We start from the raw sequence: 15545 nt of genomic DNA, 5'->3' as shown, positions 1-15545 counted from the left end.
GGGCTTACGCCCGGCTAACGGGACGATTTATTATCCCTTAAAATAAAAATGGTTTTTGTGATGTCACTCAACTTTTAAATCTGTATGACAAGTTATCGTAGCGCCACATTGAGTCTGGACTCAATCATTTTGTTTAGATGACTGCACTCAGGGTCATGAATTCATCTGACGGGCCAGGGCGATGCGGATTTCCGGCGGCGATTTGCCGGCAGTCCAAACAGCGGTAAGCGGTATCGGGTTAAAGCGGCAGGCGTTGGCAAGGCGCGGGTCGTTAGACCGGATAACAGGCCGACAGAATATAACAATACCCGGAGAGCGCGCTCTCCGGCTGGCTCTATACCCGTCGTCCCCATGATATCTGGGTAGTGGTGATGACGGCTCATACTCATTGGGAGAAGTGGTAATGCGTAAAATAAAAGGGTTACGCTGGTATATGATCGCCCTGGTCACCGTTGGTACGGTGCTGGGTTACCTGACGCGTAACGCCATTGCGGTGGCAGCTCCTACCCTCCAGGACCAGCTGCATATCACCACACAGCAATATTCCTATATTATTGCCGCCTACTCTGCATGTTATACGCTCATGCAGCCGGTAGCCGGTTATGTATTGGATTTGCTGGGCACAAAAGTCGGTTACGCCGTATTCGCCATCGTTTGGGCGCTGATGTGTATGGCGACCGCGCTGGCCAGCAGCTGGGGCGGACTGGCGATTGCCCGTGGCGCCGTCGGCATGGCTGAAGCGGCTATGATTCCCGCCGGCCTGAAGGCCAGCAGCGAATGGTTCCCGGCGAAAGAACGTTCTATCGCCGTGGGTTACTTCAACGTCGGCTCGTCAATCGGGGCGATGCTCGCACCGCCGCTGGTCGTCTGGGCGATTGTGGTTCACAGCTGGGAACTGGCGTTCGTTATCGTCGGCGCGCTGAGCCTGGCCTGGGCCATCGCCTGGCTGGTACTGTATAAGCACCCGAAAAACCAGAAGAAACTGAGCGACGAAGAGCGCGAATATATTCTGGGCGGCCAGGAAGCACAGCATCAGGTAAACAACGCCAAGAAGTTGTCCGCCTGGCAGATTATCCGCAACCGTCAGTTCTGGGGCATCGCCATCCCGCGTTTCCTGGCTGAACCGGCCTGGGGTACCTTTAACGCCTGGATCCCGCTGTTCATGTTCAAGGCTTACGGGTTCAACCTGAAAGAAATCGCCCTGTTCGCCTGGATGCCGATGCTGTTTGCGGATCTCGGCTGTATCCTCGGCGGCTATATGCCTCCGTTCTTCCAGCGCATCTTCGGCGTTAACCTGATCGTTTCACGTAAACTGGTCGTGACCCTCGGCGGTTTCCTGATGATTGGCCCTGGCCTTATCGGTCTGTTTACCAGTCCTTACGTTGCCATCGGCCTGCTGTGCATCGGCGGTTTTGCCCATCAGTCCCTGTCCGGCGCACTGATTACGCTCTCCTCCGACGTCTTCGGCCGTAACGAAGTCGCCACCGCCAACGGCCTTACCGGCATGGCGGCCTGGACGGCAAGCACCATGTTCGCCCTGGTCGTAGGCGCCCTGGCGGACACCTTGGGCTTCAGCCCGCTGTTCGCGGTACTGTCGGTATTTGACTTACTGGCCGTGCTGGCGGTATGGACCATACTGCAAAACCGTCCGGTGGTGGAACTGCTGCCCGGGCAAGAGCCGCTCAAACCGGCCCATAGCTAAATGACGCCGCAACGCGCGCTGTTTTCCACGCGACGCGGCGACCAATAGCACGTCCCTGAAATCCCCGGCACATGCATGACGCATTGCCGGGGATTTTTATTCCGGGGCGGAAAAGTAGGTGTAATGGGATATGTCCATCTAGGCGCTTCATTTAATAAGTGGTATAACAAATATGTCATCGATGTGAGTTCTAAACGAGCAACTTTTGACGCGTTGCGCAGTGATGGCGCGGCACCGACTAAAACGTTACCCAACATTTAAGAGCCTGTATCATGGAATTCACCGAAACCCGACGATTATATCAACAGCTGGCCGCCGAGCTGAAACAACGCATCGAGACCGGCGTCTATCCCGTGGGTGAAAAACTGCCGGCGGAGCGCTATATCGCGGAAGAGATGAATGTCAGCCGCACCGTGGTGCGTGAAGCCATCATCATGCTGGAAGTGGAAGGCTACGTTGAAGTGCGCAAAGGTTCCGGCATCCACGTCATCTCCAGTCAGCAAAAAAACCTGCTGCTGCCCAGCGGCGAGTTTCAGTTCACCACCGCAGGTCCGTTTGAACTCCTGCAGGCGCGCCAGCTGATCGAGAGCAATATCGCCGAATTCGCCGCCACGCAGGTTACCCGCCAGGATATCGTGTTATTAATGGATATCCAGGAAAATGCCCGCCTGGAAGATCGTTTCCGCGATTCAAAATGGGATCTGAAATTCCATGTCCAGGTCGCCCTGGCGACGCAGAACACCGCCATGGCCACCATTGTCGAGCAGATGTGGAGCCAACGGCTGCACAACCCGTACTGGCGCAAGCTGCATGAACATATCGATGATAAATCCATCGAAAGCTGGTGCGAAGATCACGATCATATCCTCAAGGCCTTGATCCGCAAAGACCCCTACGCGGCCAAACTGGCGATGTGGCAACATCTGGAAAACACCAAGCAAATGCTGTTCCACGCCACCACTGATGATTTCGAATTTAACGTCGACCGTTACATGTTTACCGAAAATCCGGTCGTACACCTTGATAGCCTGGCCAACGGCACCAAATAAACCCTCGCGTTGCATGTGATGATCAGGCCGCGGCGCGCCATTGAGGGCCCGCATCCGTGTAGGTGCCCTGGCGCCACGCCGGGGGCGTTCGTTCATTTCAGGCCAATGGCGCGCCATCCTTGACTCTCCTTACCCCGTCCCAGGCGGATGTGCGCGTTTTCAACCTCCTGTTTTTTTTAGTCTTGCCAAGCGCTTGCGCCCGACGGCCGGACCACGTCAGTAAGTGTCGTTTTTCTGTCAGCCCATGTAAAAGAAGCCTTTGCCAGGCGTTTTTATTGCAATATATCCTCGCGGCGGGACGATTGTCGGTTATATTTCCCTGTCTCACGATGTCTGATTTTGTTACAGTGAGATGGCTTTTTTTACATTTTAACCAGGTTGTAAGCTGCTGTTTCAAGTTAGGAATGCTGAATGGATATACTAAAATCCCTGGTACATGCCCTCTGGCAACAGGATTTTGAAACACTTGCCGACCCTACATTGGTCTGGACCCTCTATTTAATATTGTTTGTCATTTTATTTCTGGAGAACGGCTTGTTGCCCGCGGCTTTCCTGCCCGGGGATAGCCTGCTGATCCTGGTGGGCGTGCTGATAGCCAAAGGCACCATGAATTTTCCCCTGACCCTGCTGATACTGACAGCGGCCGCCAGCCTGGGATCGTGGATCAGTTATATACAGGGTAAATGGCTGGGCAATACGCGCATGGTGCAAAGCTGGCTGTCCCATTTGCCGGCGCAATATCACCAGCGCTCGCATTCTTTGTTTTACCGGCACGGGCTTTCGGCGCTGCTTATCGGTCGTTTTGTCGCCTTTGTCCGCACCCTGCTGCCGACCATCGCCGGCCTGGCCGGACTGAGCGATACCCGCTTCCAGCTGTTTAACTGGCTGAGCGCGTTTATCTGGGTATTTATCCTGACCACCGTCGGTTTCCTGCTTGGCAAAACCGCCCTGTTCAAGCATTACGAAGATGAGCTCATGCTGGGATTGATGTTACTGCCGCTGATCTTCCTGGTGATGGGACTGGTCGGCTCGCTGCTGATATTGTGGCGTAAAAAACGCGCCACGGACGCCGTAAAAAGGTTAAGAAAGTGAATGTGAACGTAAAATGGCGGCGCGGGTGGATGACATGGCGAGCGGTATTGGTGGCGACAGCCTCGCTGCTGGTCTTGATATTGCTGCTGCCGGCGCTGATGACCAAAGAGACGGCGCTGGAGATTACCCTTGCCAGCGAACGCGGTTCCCTGCCCGACGGTTTTTATATCTACCAGCGCCTTGACGAGCGCGGCATCAGGATCAAAAGCATCACTCCCGCCAGGGACAGCCTGATTATCCTGCTCGATACGCCCGAGCAGGCGCTGGCGGCGCAGCGCGCCCTGGAAGATCTGCTGCCGGAAAATTATTCGGTTTCACGCAGCCGGCACTATCCCCGATGGCACTGGCTTCCCTATCTGCATACCGGCAATGCCCGGGTAGGCTAACCCTATTAACCCTAAGAAATTGCTATAAGTTTTTTGCGGTTTGCCAAATCCGGGGCTACGCTTACAACAAGCGCTAAATATTAGACGCCTAGGTAGTAATGATGGATTAATACGGGCTAACACTGATTCGTAAACGTCGAAGGAGTAAAAAAGATGGTTAAAGATACGACCTCTGAACATTTACGCGCCGAATTAAAGTCATTGGCGGATACGCTGGAAGAAGTGCTGCGTGGCTCCTCTCAGAAACCCAAGGCTGAATTTGACAAGTTGCGCAGCAAGGCGGAAAGCGCGCTCAAGGAAACCCGGACCCGTCTCGGCGATGGCGGCGAGCGCCTGGCCGAACAGACCAAAGTGGTTGCGGAAAAGGCCGATGAATATGTACATGACAACCCCTGGACGGGTATCGGCATCAGCGCCGTAGTCGGGTTTGTCCTTGGTGCGTTAATTATGCGGCGTTGATAAAATGATTGAACAGCAAAGCCAGGGCCCTGGCAAGGGCATTTTCACCATAGGCCAGCGTATTATTACCATTATTGTCAGTATGGTGGAGACCCGCCTGCGTTTGGCAGTGGTAGAGCTGGAACAAGAAAAATCCAATATTATCCAAATGCTGATGATGGCCGGTATTACGTTGTTACTGGCCGCTTTTGGCTTGATGAGCCTGCTGGTGCTGCTGATCTGGGCCATCGATCCGCAATACCGCCTGACGGCGATAGCCACTACCACCGCGGTGCTGTTCGTGCTGGCGATTATTGGCGCCATCTGGACGTTGGGCAAGGCTAAGCGTTCCACCCTGCTGGGTTCCACGCGCGAAGAACTGCAGGTTGACCGGAATATATTGGAAAAGGTCCAGGACGAAATTCAGGAAGAAGAGAAAGCCCGCAAGCGCGAAAAGGAAAGGGAAAGAGCCAGGGAGGACAGATGAGCGACCATCAGCCTAAAATGACCAAAACCCAACTCCTGCGCACCATACACCAGCAGCGGCTGGATCTGGGGGCGGAAAAACGCGCCTGGTATTTTGCCACCGCCCGCTACGACCGCGGCTGGAACACGGTATTGAGCCTGCGCAAGTATCTGATAGCCGGTTCCAGCATACTGGCGCTGTACAATATCCGCCATCCCAGCCGTTTTATCCGCTGGACAAAACGCGCGCTCGGCATTGTCGGTACGCTTAAACTGATTCGCACCACGCTTCAATCACGTTAATAAGCCCTCCCGCGGGCGAAAGCCCGCAGGAATCTCCACTGCCCCGCCCCTTACTCAATCTTTTTGATAATAACCGACAGTTTTAATCGCTATCACCCAACCTTTCTTACGGATAACATCTCCCTCATCAAACGCAACGGGTTCATTAAGCCGTCTAACCTGCTTTAAAACCTGCTGTAATCTGGCCTTCGTTTTGAAGGCCGTCCTTTAAAATAAGATGGGAAGAAGATGAAAAAATTAGATGATAGCGCCATCCTGGTTGCCCGGATCCTGTTGCCGATCCTATTTATCGTTTCCGGCTTCGGCAAAATAGGCGGCTACGCCGCTACGCAGCAATATATGGAAGCCATGGGCGTGCCCGGCTTTATGCTGCCCCTGACCATCTTGCTGGAATTCGGCGGCGGCCTCGCCATCCTGTTCGGTTTCCTCACCCGCACGGTTGCGTTGATCACCGTGGTCTTTGTCCTGCTGACCGCCTTTATTTTCCATAGCGATTTCTCCCAGGCTGGCAACCAGATCAACTTTATGAAGAACCTCTCCATCTCCGGCGGCTACTTACTGCTGGCGGTGCTGGGCGCCGGTTATTTCAGCATCGATCGCCTGCTCAACAAAAAGTGGTAACAGGCCGCAGAAGACAAAGCTGACTACACTTAACACAAGCAGTGTTCAAGGGAAAACGCCCCATGGCATGGTAGGCCCGCGATCATCGAGCTCACATAAGCCGTGTTAAAGGGGGAGTGTTCCATCACACCGCAGGCCCGCTGGCACCGGCCGCAATTATCCACTGACTATAAGGAACTCGCATATGGGACTGCTCGTAGAGGGCCAATGGCAAAACAGCTGGTACGACACCAAATCCACCGGCGGACGCTTCGAACGCTCGGCGGCGCAGTTCCGCAACTGGATCACCCCTGACGGCGCGCCCGGCCCCACCGGCCGCGGCGGATTCGCCGCGGCGAACCACCGCTACCACCTCTATGTCTCGCTGGCTTGCCCCTGGGCGCACCGCACGCTCCTGATGCGCAAACTCAAAGGCCTGGAGAACCTGATCCCGGTGTCCGTGGTCCATCCCCTCATGCTGGAAAACGGCTGGACCTTCGGCACTGATTTTCCCGGCGCCACCGGCGACCCGCTTTACCACAAGGATTACCTCTACCAGCTCTATCTCGAGGCCGACCCCCGCTACAGCGGGCGCACCACGGTACCGGTGCTATGGGATACCGCGGGGAAAACCCTCGTCAGCAATGAATCGGCGGATATCATCCGCATGTTCAACAGCGCCTTCGACGGCGTCGGCGCCCGCGCCGGCGACTATTATCCCCGTGAACTGCGCGCGCAAATCGATGAGATTAACGGCTGGGTTTACGACCAGGTCAACAACGGCGTCTATAAAGCGGGCTTCGCCACGTCCCAGCAAGCCTATGATGACGCGGTGGAAGGCGTATTCGCCGCGCTGGATCGGCTCGAGGCGATACTGGGCCGCCATCGCTACCTCACCGGCGACCGGCTGACCGAAGCGGATCTGCGCCTCTGGACCACCCTGATCCGTTTTGATCCGGTCTATGTCACCCATTTCAAATGCGATCGCCGCCGGATTGGCGATTACCTCAACCTGTCGGGCTTCCTGCGCGATATCTACCAAATGCCGGGCATTAGCGACACGGTAGATTTCGCCCATATCCGCAACCACTACTACCGCAGCCACGCCACGCTCAATCCCCACGGTATCATTTCCATCGGACCGCGGCAGGATCTGGACGAACCGCACGGCCGCGACGATCGTTTCGGCCCGGCGGACGAGGACTGACCGGCGCCGGGATGCGGCGGCGTCAGGTTAACAGCGGCCGGATCTCAGGCGAATAATTTCGGGATTTCGCGCAGGAACCAGGATTTGGCCTCGCCCATGCTGTCGCGGCGCCAGGCCATAATGATATCGTTCTCCATACTGTACTCGGGGCCCACGACCCGCAGGCGTCCGGCGGCAATGTCCTCCGCCACCAGCGGATAGGGCATGGTGGCCACGCCCAGCCCGGCCAGCAGCGCCCGGCGCTTATCGTGCATGGAGCTTACCGTCAGGCGTTGCTGCTTATCCAACAGCTGCACGGTCAGCACCGGACGTTCGCGGGCGGTATCGGCAATGGCGATGCCGCGGTATTTTACCCGCGTCAACTCCGACAGCGGCTCCGGCTCCTGGTGAATGGGATGATCCGGGCTGGCCACGTACACGTTGAGGATTTTATACAATTTGCGGCTGTTGATTTCCGACGAGGTGCGAAAATGCATATCCGGCGCGATAACGATATCGGCCCGGCCCTGCTCCAGCCGTTCCCAGGCACCGGCCAGCACTTCGGTAATAATCGACACCTGGGTATTGGCCTTGCGCGCCAGCTTCTCGATTAAGGGGAACAGCTTCTCGCTCGGCACCAGGGCTTCCGTCACCACGGTTAAATGGGTTTCCCAGCCGCGCGCCAGCGCCTCGGCGTCGGTGGTCAGCTTATCCGCCGCTTCCAGCAGTACCCGCCCGCGCTCCAGCAGCATGCGCCCGACGTTGGTAAACTTGGTGCGATGCCCCGAACGGTCGAACAGCACCACATCCAGCTCTTCTTCCAGTTTTTGCATGGTATAGCTTAGCGCCGAAGGTACCCGGCCCAGTTCATCCGCCGCCGCGGCAAAACTGCCGCGCCGGTCGATGGCATCCATCACCCGTAATGCTTCCAGCGTTAACGCCCGTTCTCTAGCCATGCCCGGTCTCATTCAGGAAATTTGAATATACTGACCAGATTAACTTGCTAACAATCCGCCGTCCATACCCTTACTATTTATAGAGTAAAGTTTTGGCGCCGCCGTCCCTATGCCGCCAGGCGGATAATAAACACGCCATCCGACCCTACACATAAAAAATGGGCAGCTTGTCCATAGAAAATAAGCAGACAGAGCCATGATTACATTCAGAACGGCAAAACAATGCGGCCATGCCGACTACGGCTGGCTCCAGGCGCGTTACACCTTTTCCTTCGGTCATTTTTTCGATCCCAAGATGCTCGGCTACGCTTCCCTGCGCGTGCTGAACCAGGAGGTGCTGGCGGTCGGCGCCGCCTTTCAGCCGCGCGCCTATCCGCAGGTGGATATTCTTAACCTGATCCTTCAGGGACAGGCGGAATACCGCGACAGCGAGGGCCGCCATATCCAGGCCGCCACCGGCGACGCCCTGCTGCTGTCGGCACGCAACGGCGTCACCTATAGCGAACAAAACACCGGTTCGACGCCGCTGACCCGGCTGCAACTGTGGATGGACGCCTGCCCGACGCGGGAAAACGCCGCGGTCCAGCGCCTGGCGATACCCGACCAGCCCCATTTGCTGCTGGCCTCGCCGGATGGCGAAGGCGGCAGCCTCCAATTGCGTCAACAGGCCTGGATACATCACGTGGAACTGGCGGCGGGCCAAAGCCTGACCTTGGAATTAAGGGGATCGCGCGCTTACCTGCAATCGGTGCATGGCACGATTCACATCGATAACCCGGCGACAGATAGCCCCGCTCACCGCGAGGACACCGCCAATCCCACCTTGCTGACCTGCGGCGACGGCGCTTTTATCCACAATGAGCGCCGCGTCCGGCTACAGGCGCAAACGCCGCTGCGGGCGTTATTGATCGACCTGGCGGAATAAACGCGAAGGGGGGTTGCCGGGCAAAAAAAAACCCCATGCCATAAATAAGCATGGGGCTAACGCGATAATAGAGTTGACCGGTAAGCCGGGTTCTGTCGAGGACAATCATTCATCTAGGCCAGCGCTCGCGCGCTGGCTCAAGCAGCCTACCCGGGTTCAGTACGGGCCGTACCTTGTGAACCCCTATTTGGCCTTGCTCCGGGTGGAGTTTACCATGCCGCAAACTGTTGCCAGCCGCGCGGTGCGCTCTTACCGCACCCTTTCACCCTTACCTGATCCCGCTTGCGCGGGCCATCGGCGGTTTGCTCTCTGTTGCACTTGTCGTGGGTTTGCACCCCCCAGGCGTTACCTGGCACCCTGCCCTATGGAGCCCGGACTTTCCTCCCCATGACGTTGCTTCCCGAAGGAAGGTCGGTCAAGCGGCGATTGTCTGGTCAACTCCGGCGCGGAGTATAAAAGCTTTTCGATCAATTGTCATCCCCAAGCTGGTCCAGGGCATAACGATAAAGGGCATTTTTTTTCACGCCGTGGATTTCGGCGGCCAGGGCGGCGGCTTTATTCAGCGGCAGCTCCTTTTGCAGCAGGCCGAGCGTACGCAGCGCCTCCGGCGGCAGGGCGTCGTCCTTGACCTGGAAACCTTCGACGATCAGCACCATTTCGCCGCGCGCGCGATGCTCATCCTCGCCGACCCAGGCCAGGAGTTCGCCCACCGGCGCGCCGTAGATGCTTTCCCATGTCTTGGTCAGCTCGCGCGCCAGCACCACGTAGCGCGCCGGCCCCCATACGGTGACCATATCCTGCAGGCTCTCAAGCAGCCGATGGGTGGATTCGTAGAAGATAAGGGTGCGCGGTTCCTGTTCCAGGGCCAGCAGCGTATCCTGGCGGCCTTTGCGCTTCGCCGGCAGGAAACCCTCGTAGCAGAAACGATCGGAAGGCAGGCCGGCGGCGGACAGCGCGGTAATGGCCGCACAGGGACCCGGCAGCGGCACCACCCGGATACCCGCCTCGCGGCAGCGGCGGACCAAATGATAGCCCGGATCGTTGATCAACGGCGTGCCAGCGTCGCAGACAAGTGCGATACTCAGTCCTTCCTGCAGCTTTGCCAGCAAAACATCCGCTTTTTGCTGTTCGTTATGATCATGTAACGCGAACAGGCGCGCATTTATGGCAAAATGTTGTAACAATAGGCCGGTATGACGGGTATCTTCAGCAGCAATCAAGTCGACCCGCTGGAGTGTCGACAGCGCCCGCTGGGTGATGTCTTCCAGATTACCAATGGGAGTCGGTACCACATAAAGCGTTGATGCGGAAATATCTGCTTGTTGGTGTTGATTCATTGTCTCATCCGGATTGCCGATTTAATATTGAGCATCTTGAAAAAAACATCACTGGATACAGAATGCTTTACTCATATGTCATGGGTTTTAAAACAGGGCGTGTTCTACCCGTCGTGCTGGCTGCGCTGATCCTCGCCGCGTGTTCCAGCCAGGCGCCGCAGGCCCCTGCCGGCGGCGGCCAGGCCAAGCCCGGCGCCAATGCCGGCGCCAACGCCGATTATTACCTGCAGCAAATGCAGCAGGCGGGCAATGATAATAGCAAGACCGACTTTCAATTACTCGCCATTCACGCCCTGATCGGCGAAGGCAAGACCGATCGGGCGCAGCAGTTGCTCGGCACGCTACCCCAAGCGATGACCGATGTCCAACAGCGCGAGCAGCTTTTGCTGTCCGCCGAGCTTGCCGTCGCGCAAAAACGGCCGCAGGACGCAGCCGCCGCGCTGCAAAAACTCGACCCCGGCCAGCTTTCCCAGGAGCAACAGGCGCGCTTCCTGCAGGTGCGTATTGCCGCGGGCGCCGGCCAGCAGCCGTCGCTGGATTTGCTGCGCGCCTATATTGCCCAGGAGCCGCTGTTGGCCGACCCGGCGGCGCATCAGCAAAATATCGACCAGACCTGGCAAGCCCTGCTGGCCTTTTCAGCCCAGCCGCAGGCAAGCCTGGTGATTAACGCCAATGAAAATGTTCTCCAGGGCTGGCTGGATCTGCTGCATGTCTACCAGGACAATAAACAGGATCCCGCCCTGCTGAAAGCCGGCATCAAGGATTGGCAGACCCGTTATCCGCAGAACCCGGCGGCCAAGACCCTGCCGACCCAGCTCAACCAGGTCCTGAACTACCAGCCCTCGTCGGTCGGGCAAATCGCCCTGTTCCTGCCGATGAACGGCCAGGCCCAGGTGTTTTCCAATGCCATCCAGCAGGGATTCAACGCCGCGAAAAACGGCCTGAATACGGCCGCCGCCCCGGTGCCGCCCACCGATGCCTCCGCGGGCCAAACCTCGCAGGCGGTCACCGCGCCGGCCGACGCCACGGCGGCCGACGCCGCCACCGCCGTTACCGCCGGACCGGCAAGCAATGCGCAAGTGAAGGTCTATGATACTTCCAGCCAGCCGCTGCCGGCGCTGCTGGCACAGGCGCAGCAGGATGGCGCCACCCTCATTGTCGGGCCGCTGCTGAAAAATGAGGTGGAACAACTCTACAGCAGCCAGAGCACGATGAATATCCTGGCCCTCAACCAGCCCGAGCATCTGCAGAACCGGGCGAATATCTGCTATTTCTCCCTCTCGCCGGAAGATGAAGCCCGCGACGCCGCCAACCATATCTTCCAGCAGCACCGGCAACAGCCGTTATTGCTGGTGCCGCGCGGGTCGCTGGGCGATCGCGTCGTCAAGGCCTTTGCCGAGGCCTGGACCAAAGCCGGCGGCGGCACCGTGCTTGAGCAGCGTATCGGTTCCGTCGGCGAGCTGAAACAGGCCATCAACAGCGGCGCCGGCATCCAGCTTTCCGGCCAGCCGGTATCCACCGCGGCGCCGTCGGAACCGCAGTCGGTGACCATTGCCGGTCTGACCATCCCGGCGCCGCCAAGCGATGCGGCGATCTCGCCTTCCGCCGGCGGCGGCGTCGACGCGGTGTATATTATCGCCACGCCGTCCGAGCTGGCGCTGATCAAGCCCATGATCGACATGCGCACCAGCTCGCGCTCGCGCCTGGGCCTGTATGCCAGTTCGCGCAGCTACCAGGCCGAGGCCGGCCCGGACTACCGCCTGGAAATGGAAGGGCTGGAATTCAGCGATATCCCGCTGCTGGCGGGCGCCAATCCCGGACTGCTGCAACAGACCAGCGCGCAGTTCAAGGAAGATTATTCACTGGTGAGGCTGTACGCCATGGGCATGGACGCCTGGACGCTGGTTAACCATTTCTCCGAAATGCGCCAGATCCCAGGCTTCCAGGTGGCGGGCGAAACCGGCCAGCTCTCGGCGACACCGGATTGTGTCATCAACAGGAAGCTATCTTGGCTGAAATACCAACAGGGAAAACTGGTACAGGCACTCTAAACCGGCAGCGGTCCGGCGCGCGGGCGGAATATCTGGCGCGCCGGTATCTGGAAAACGCTGGCATGCGCTTCGTCGCCGCCAATATGCGGGTGCGCGGCGGCGAAATCGATTTAATCATGCGGGAATCCCGCGCCTGGGTATTCGTCGAAGTGCGTTATCGCCGTAATAACGCATTCGGCAGCGCCGCTGAAAGCGTCACCTTCCGCAAGCAGCGCCGGTTATTGCTGGCGGCGGCGGTCTGGCTGGCGCGTCGGGGCGAAAGCCTGGAAACATCCTCTTGCCGTTTCGATGTCCTGGCCATTACCGGTTGCCGCGTAGAATGGCTGGTAAACGCCTTCGGCGCAGCGGGATAACCGCTACTTCATTTATCACAGATTAGGCTTAACTACCGTGCTGGAAAGAATCAAAGGTTGTTTTACAGAAAGTATCCAAACCCAAATCGCGGCGGCGGAAGCCTTGCCCGACGCCATCTCCCGCGCCGCCACGGCCTTGGTGCAAGCGCTGCTCAGCGGCAATAAAATCCTGTGCTGCGGCAACGGGACATCCGCCGCCAACGCGCAGCATTTCGCCGCCAGCATGATCAACCGTTATGAAACCGAGCGGCCCAGCCTGCCGGCCGTGGCGTTAAACGCCGACAGCGTAGTGCTGACCGCTATCGCCAACGACCGCCTGCATCAGGAAATCTATGCCAAGCAGGTGCGGGCGCTCGGCCAGGCCGGCGATATCCTGCTCGCCATTTCCACCCGGGGCAATAGCCGTGATATTGTGAAGGCGGTGGAGGCGGCGGTAACGCGCGATATGACCATTATCGCCCTGACGGGTTACGACGGTGGCGAACTGGCCGGCCTGCTCGGGCAGCAGGACGTTGAAATCCGTATTCCTTCACACCGCAGCGCGCGCATACAGGAGATGCATATGCTGACGGTTAATTGCCTGTGCGATCTTATTGACAATTCATTGTTTCCTCACCAGGACGATTAAGGAGCTTACATGAAGGTTCGTTTCCCCTTTGTACTGCTGTTCACCGCCCTGTTGCTGCAGGGATGTGTCGGTGCGGTAGTCGTCGGCAGCGCGGCGGTGGCAACGAAAACCGCCACCGATCCCCGCACGGTAGGCACCCAGGTCGATGACGGCACGCTGGAAGCCCGCGTCGGCAACGCCCTGGCCAAAGACGCGCAGATCAAGAAAGAAGCGCGTATTGTGGCCACCGCCTACCAGGGCAAGGTGTTGTTGACCGGCCAGGCGCCCACGGCGGAACTGGCCAATCGGGCCAAACAAATCGTGGTAGGCGTGGACGGCGCCACGGAAGTGTATAACGAAATTCGCCTGGGGCAGCCGGTCAGCCTGGGACGCGCCTCGATGGATACCTGGATCACCACCAAGATCCGCTCGCAGCTGCTGGCCAGCGATGCGGTGAAATCATCCAATGTCAAAGTGACCACCGAAAATGGCGAAGTCTTTTTGCTGGGACTGGTGACCAATGAAGAGGGTAAGGCGGCGGCGCAAACCGCCAGCCAGGTCAGCGGCGTCAAGCACGTCACCACCGCGTTTACCTATATCAAATAAATAGCGGGGCGGGTTCTCCCGCCCGCCCTTTCCCCTGGAGCTCAGCGCAGGCGATTTTCCCTCAGGTAGTCCTCTCCCCCCATCTGGCGCATCTGGCGCATGATCCATTGCTGGCGCATCTGCACATAACGCGACGGGGCATTGGCGCGAAAAAGCAGCGGATTCGGCAATACCGCCGCCAGCAACGCCGCTTCCGCGGCGGTCAACCGGCTGGCGGGCTTGTGGAAAAAACGCTGCGCCGCCGCTTCCACGCCAAAGGTCCCCTCGCCAAATTCGGCGATATTCAGATATACCGTCAAGATACGCCGTTTGGTCCAGAGTCCTTCCATGGCCAGGGTAATACCGGCTTCCAGCCCCTTGCGCGTCCAGCTGCGTCCGTTCCATAACAGCAGGTTCTTCGCCGTCTGCTGGGAAATGGTGGACGCGCCGCGCATCCGCTGGCTGCGTTCATTATGCGCCGCGGCCGCCTGGATGGCGTCGATATCAAATCCCCAATGCCGGGCGAACTTCTGGTCCTCGGCCGCAATCACCGCCAGCGCCATGTTCGGCGAAATATCGCCCATGCCGACCCAGTCGGAATGGGCGACATAGGCAAAATCGCCGTGCAGCCAGGCGCCCAGTTGCCGTTCCATCATCACCGCCGAAAAGGGCACCGGCAGAAAAGCAAACAGCACCACCGCCGCCAGCCACGCGCCGACAAGCGCAGCGCACCCCGCCAGCAGCCATTTCGCCGCGCGCCATGCGGAAAACCGGCCGCCTGCGATCCTCATGCGGTGAATTCCAGTACCCGCGCCACCAGTTTATCGATGCCCTTCGCCGCCTCGGTGATGGAGGTGGCCAGCATATAGCCGGGCGTGGTGATCACTTTATTGTCGGCATCGACCACAATATCATCCACCGGGCACACCACATGGATGCCCCCCATGTCTTCGATCATTTCCGCGGTATCGTTATCCGTGCCGATGGTTAACCGCAGCGGCGTATCAATCAGTTTCGGCAACAGCGCCGGGGCGATGCAAATAAAACCGATTGCTTTACGTTGTTTATGTATTTCCTGCGTCAGGCGACGCAAATCGGCATCCACGTCGCCCTCGTTCCCTTTGCCGGCGATATCGCTCAGGTTCAGCACGGCGCCGAATCCCCCCGGCACGATCAGCGCGTCCAGCTCATCGGCGCGCGCCTCCGCCAACGGACGTATCTGGCCGCGCGCGATACGCGCGGATTCAACCAGGACATTGCGTTTTTCGGTCATTTCCTCGCCGGAAAAATGATTAATAACATGGGCCTGGAGTTTATCCGGCGCAAAACACACCGCCTGCGCCCCGGCGCGGTCCAGGGCCAGTAACGTCAGTACCGCTTCGTGAATTTCACTACCGTCATTCACGCCACATCCGCTTAAAACGACGCCAACGCGTTTCATAAATATCCTCGCTTCCATCAGGCCGGTGAAAATATTATTTCTATTGACAAAGTCTATTCTACATCCCAA

Annotated in this window: 17 protein-coding genes, 1 other RNA gene and 1 pseudogene; 14 read left to right on the top strand and 5 right to left on the bottom strand. The window is 58.2% G+C overall.

Annotated features, from left to right (window positions below):
- Window positions 1–403 precede the first annotated feature (403 nt).
- The 9 genes and pseudogenes from ACL2XG_RS19370 to ACL2XG_RS19330 all read left to right on the top strand — a co-directional run bounded on the left by ACL2XG_RS19370 (window position 404) and on the right by ACL2XG_RS19330 (window position 7242).
- Complete coding sequence (locus tag ACL2XG_RS19370; protein WP_331120011.1) at window positions 404–1702, top strand: MFS transporter; 1299 nt, start codon at window positions 404–406, stop codon at window positions 1700–1702.
- 272 nt (window positions 1703–1974) lie between these two features.
- Window positions 1975–2751, top strand: a complete 777-nt coding sequence (gene exuR, locus ACL2XG_RS19365) for a transcriptional regulator ExuR (RefSeq protein WP_410013392.1) — start codon at window positions 1975–1977, stop codon at window positions 2749–2751.
- Between the two features lie 411 nt (window positions 2752–3162).
- Window positions 3163–3843, top strand: coding sequence for a DedA family protein (locus ACL2XG_RS19360; RefSeq protein ID WP_413721516.1), 681 nt, complete (start codon window positions 3163–3165; stop codon window positions 3841–3843).
- Entirely contained in the window at window positions 3840–4229 is a 390-nt protein-coding gene (gene mzrA, locus ACL2XG_RS19355; protein WP_413723560.1) for an EnvZ/OmpR regulon moderator MzrA, read from the top strand. Before ACL2XG_RS19360 ends, mzrA begins: the two co-directional genes overlap by 4 nt.
- Window positions 4230–4382: 153 nt before the next feature.
- Window positions 4383–4688 (top strand): DUF883 family protein, encoded by a 306-nt coding sequence (locus ACL2XG_RS19350; protein ID WP_162366294.1) that lies wholly within the window; start codon window positions 4383–4385, stop codon window positions 4686–4688.
- A 4-nt stretch (window positions 4689–4692) separates the two neighbouring features.
- Window positions 4693–5076 (top strand): annotated as a pseudogene (locus ACL2XG_RS19345) (phage holin family protein); the annotation flags it as partial.
- 74 nt (window positions 5077–5150) lie between these two features.
- Entirely contained in the window at window positions 5151–5435 is a 285-nt protein-coding gene (locus tag ACL2XG_RS19340; RefSeq protein ID WP_410013388.1) for a YqjK-like family protein, read from the top strand.
- Window positions 5436–5663: 228 nt separating this feature from the next.
- The gene (locus ACL2XG_RS19335; RefSeq protein WP_410013387.1) at window positions 5664–6056 is read left to right on the top strand and encodes a DoxX family protein; all 393 of its coding nucleotides are present in this window, start codon (window positions 5664–5666) and stop codon (window positions 6054–6056) included.
- A gap of 184 nt (window positions 6057–6240) precedes the next feature.
- A complete protein-coding gene (locus tag ACL2XG_RS19330; RefSeq protein WP_410013386.1) occupies window positions 6241–7242 on the top strand; it encodes a glutathione S-transferase family protein in 1002 nt (333 codons plus the stop codon).
- A gap of 44 nt (window positions 7243–7286) precedes the next feature.
- Here the strand turns inward: ACL2XG_RS19330 and ACL2XG_RS19325 are convergent, their stop codons facing one another.
- Window positions 7287–8177, bottom strand: coding sequence for a LysR family transcriptional regulator (locus tag ACL2XG_RS19325; RefSeq protein WP_410013385.1), 891 nt, complete (start codon window positions 8175–8177; stop codon window positions 7287–7289).
- Between the two features lie 196 nt (window positions 8178–8373).
- Here ACL2XG_RS19325 and ACL2XG_RS19320 point away from each other — a divergent pair, with 196 nt between their 5' ends.
- On the top strand, window positions 8374–9102 hold the full coding sequence (locus ACL2XG_RS19320; protein WP_410013384.1) for a pirin family protein: 729 nt from the start codon (window positions 8374–8376) through the stop codon (window positions 9100–9102).
- Window positions 9103–9167: 65 nt separating this feature from the next.
- Here the strand turns inward: ACL2XG_RS19320 and rnpB are convergent.
- Together rnpB and rsmI are read right to left on the bottom strand one after the other, a co-directional pair.
- An RNA gene (rnpB, locus tag ACL2XG_RS19315) (RNase P RNA component class A) lies at window positions 9168–9544 on the bottom strand.
- A gap of 25 nt (window positions 9545–9569) precedes the next feature.
- Complete coding sequence (gene rsmI, locus ACL2XG_RS19310; RefSeq protein ID WP_413721517.1) at window positions 9570–10439, bottom strand: 16S rRNA (cytidine(1402)-2'-O)-methyltransferase; 870 nt, start codon at window positions 10437–10439, stop codon at window positions 9570–9572.
- Window positions 10440–10501: 62 nt separating this feature from the next.
- Here rsmI and ACL2XG_RS19305 point away from each other — a divergent pair, with 62 nt between their 5' ends.
- From ACL2XG_RS19305 to dolP, 4 genes are read left to right on the top strand one after another with little or no spacing between them, the layout of a single operon-like run.
- Window positions 10502–12490 carry a penicillin-binding protein activator gene (locus ACL2XG_RS19305; RefSeq protein ID WP_413721518.1) on the top strand — a complete coding sequence of 663 codons (1989 nt, stop codon included), beginning with the start codon at window positions 10502–10504 and terminating at the stop codon, window positions 12488–12490.
- Window positions 12448–12843 (top strand): YraN family protein, encoded by a 396-nt coding sequence (locus ACL2XG_RS19300; RefSeq protein ID WP_413721519.1) that lies wholly within the window; start codon window positions 12448–12450, stop codon window positions 12841–12843. The genes ACL2XG_RS19305 and ACL2XG_RS19300 overlap by 43 nt, the downstream gene beginning before the upstream one ends.
- Window positions 12844–12880: 37 nt before the next feature.
- Window positions 12881–13471 (top strand): DnaA initiator-associating protein DiaA, encoded by a 591-nt coding sequence (gene diaA, locus ACL2XG_RS19295; protein WP_162366285.1) that lies wholly within the window; start codon window positions 12881–12883, stop codon window positions 13469–13471.
- 9 nt (window positions 13472–13480) lie between these two features.
- Complete coding sequence (gene dolP / locus ACL2XG_RS19290; RefSeq protein ID WP_413721520.1) at window positions 13481–14056, top strand: division/outer membrane stress-associated lipid-binding lipoprotein; 576 nt, start codon at window positions 13481–13483, stop codon at window positions 14054–14056.
- A gap of 41 nt (window positions 14057–14097) precedes the next feature.
- Here dolP and mtgA read toward each other — a convergent pair whose 3' ends face one another.
- Both mtgA and elbB read right to left on the bottom strand, forming a co-directional pair.
- Complete coding sequence (gene mtgA / locus ACL2XG_RS19285; protein ID WP_413721521.1) at window positions 14098–14826, bottom strand: monofunctional biosynthetic peptidoglycan transglycosylase; 729 nt, start codon at window positions 14824–14826, stop codon at window positions 14098–14100.
- Entirely contained in the window at window positions 14823–15476 is a 654-nt protein-coding gene (gene elbB, locus ACL2XG_RS19280) for an isoprenoid biosynthesis glyoxalase ElbB (RefSeq protein WP_410013377.1), read from the bottom strand. Before elbB ends, mtgA begins: the two co-directional genes overlap by 4 nt.
- Between the last annotated feature and the right edge of the window lie 69 nt (window positions 15477–15545).

Origin of the sequence: Sodalis sp. RH24, assembly GCF_047324145.1 — a bacterium.
Lineage (GTDB): Bacteria > Pseudomonadota > Gammaproteobacteria > Enterobacterales > Enterobacteriaceae > Acerihabitans.
This window is presented reverse-complemented; position numbering and strand designations above follow the sequence as displayed.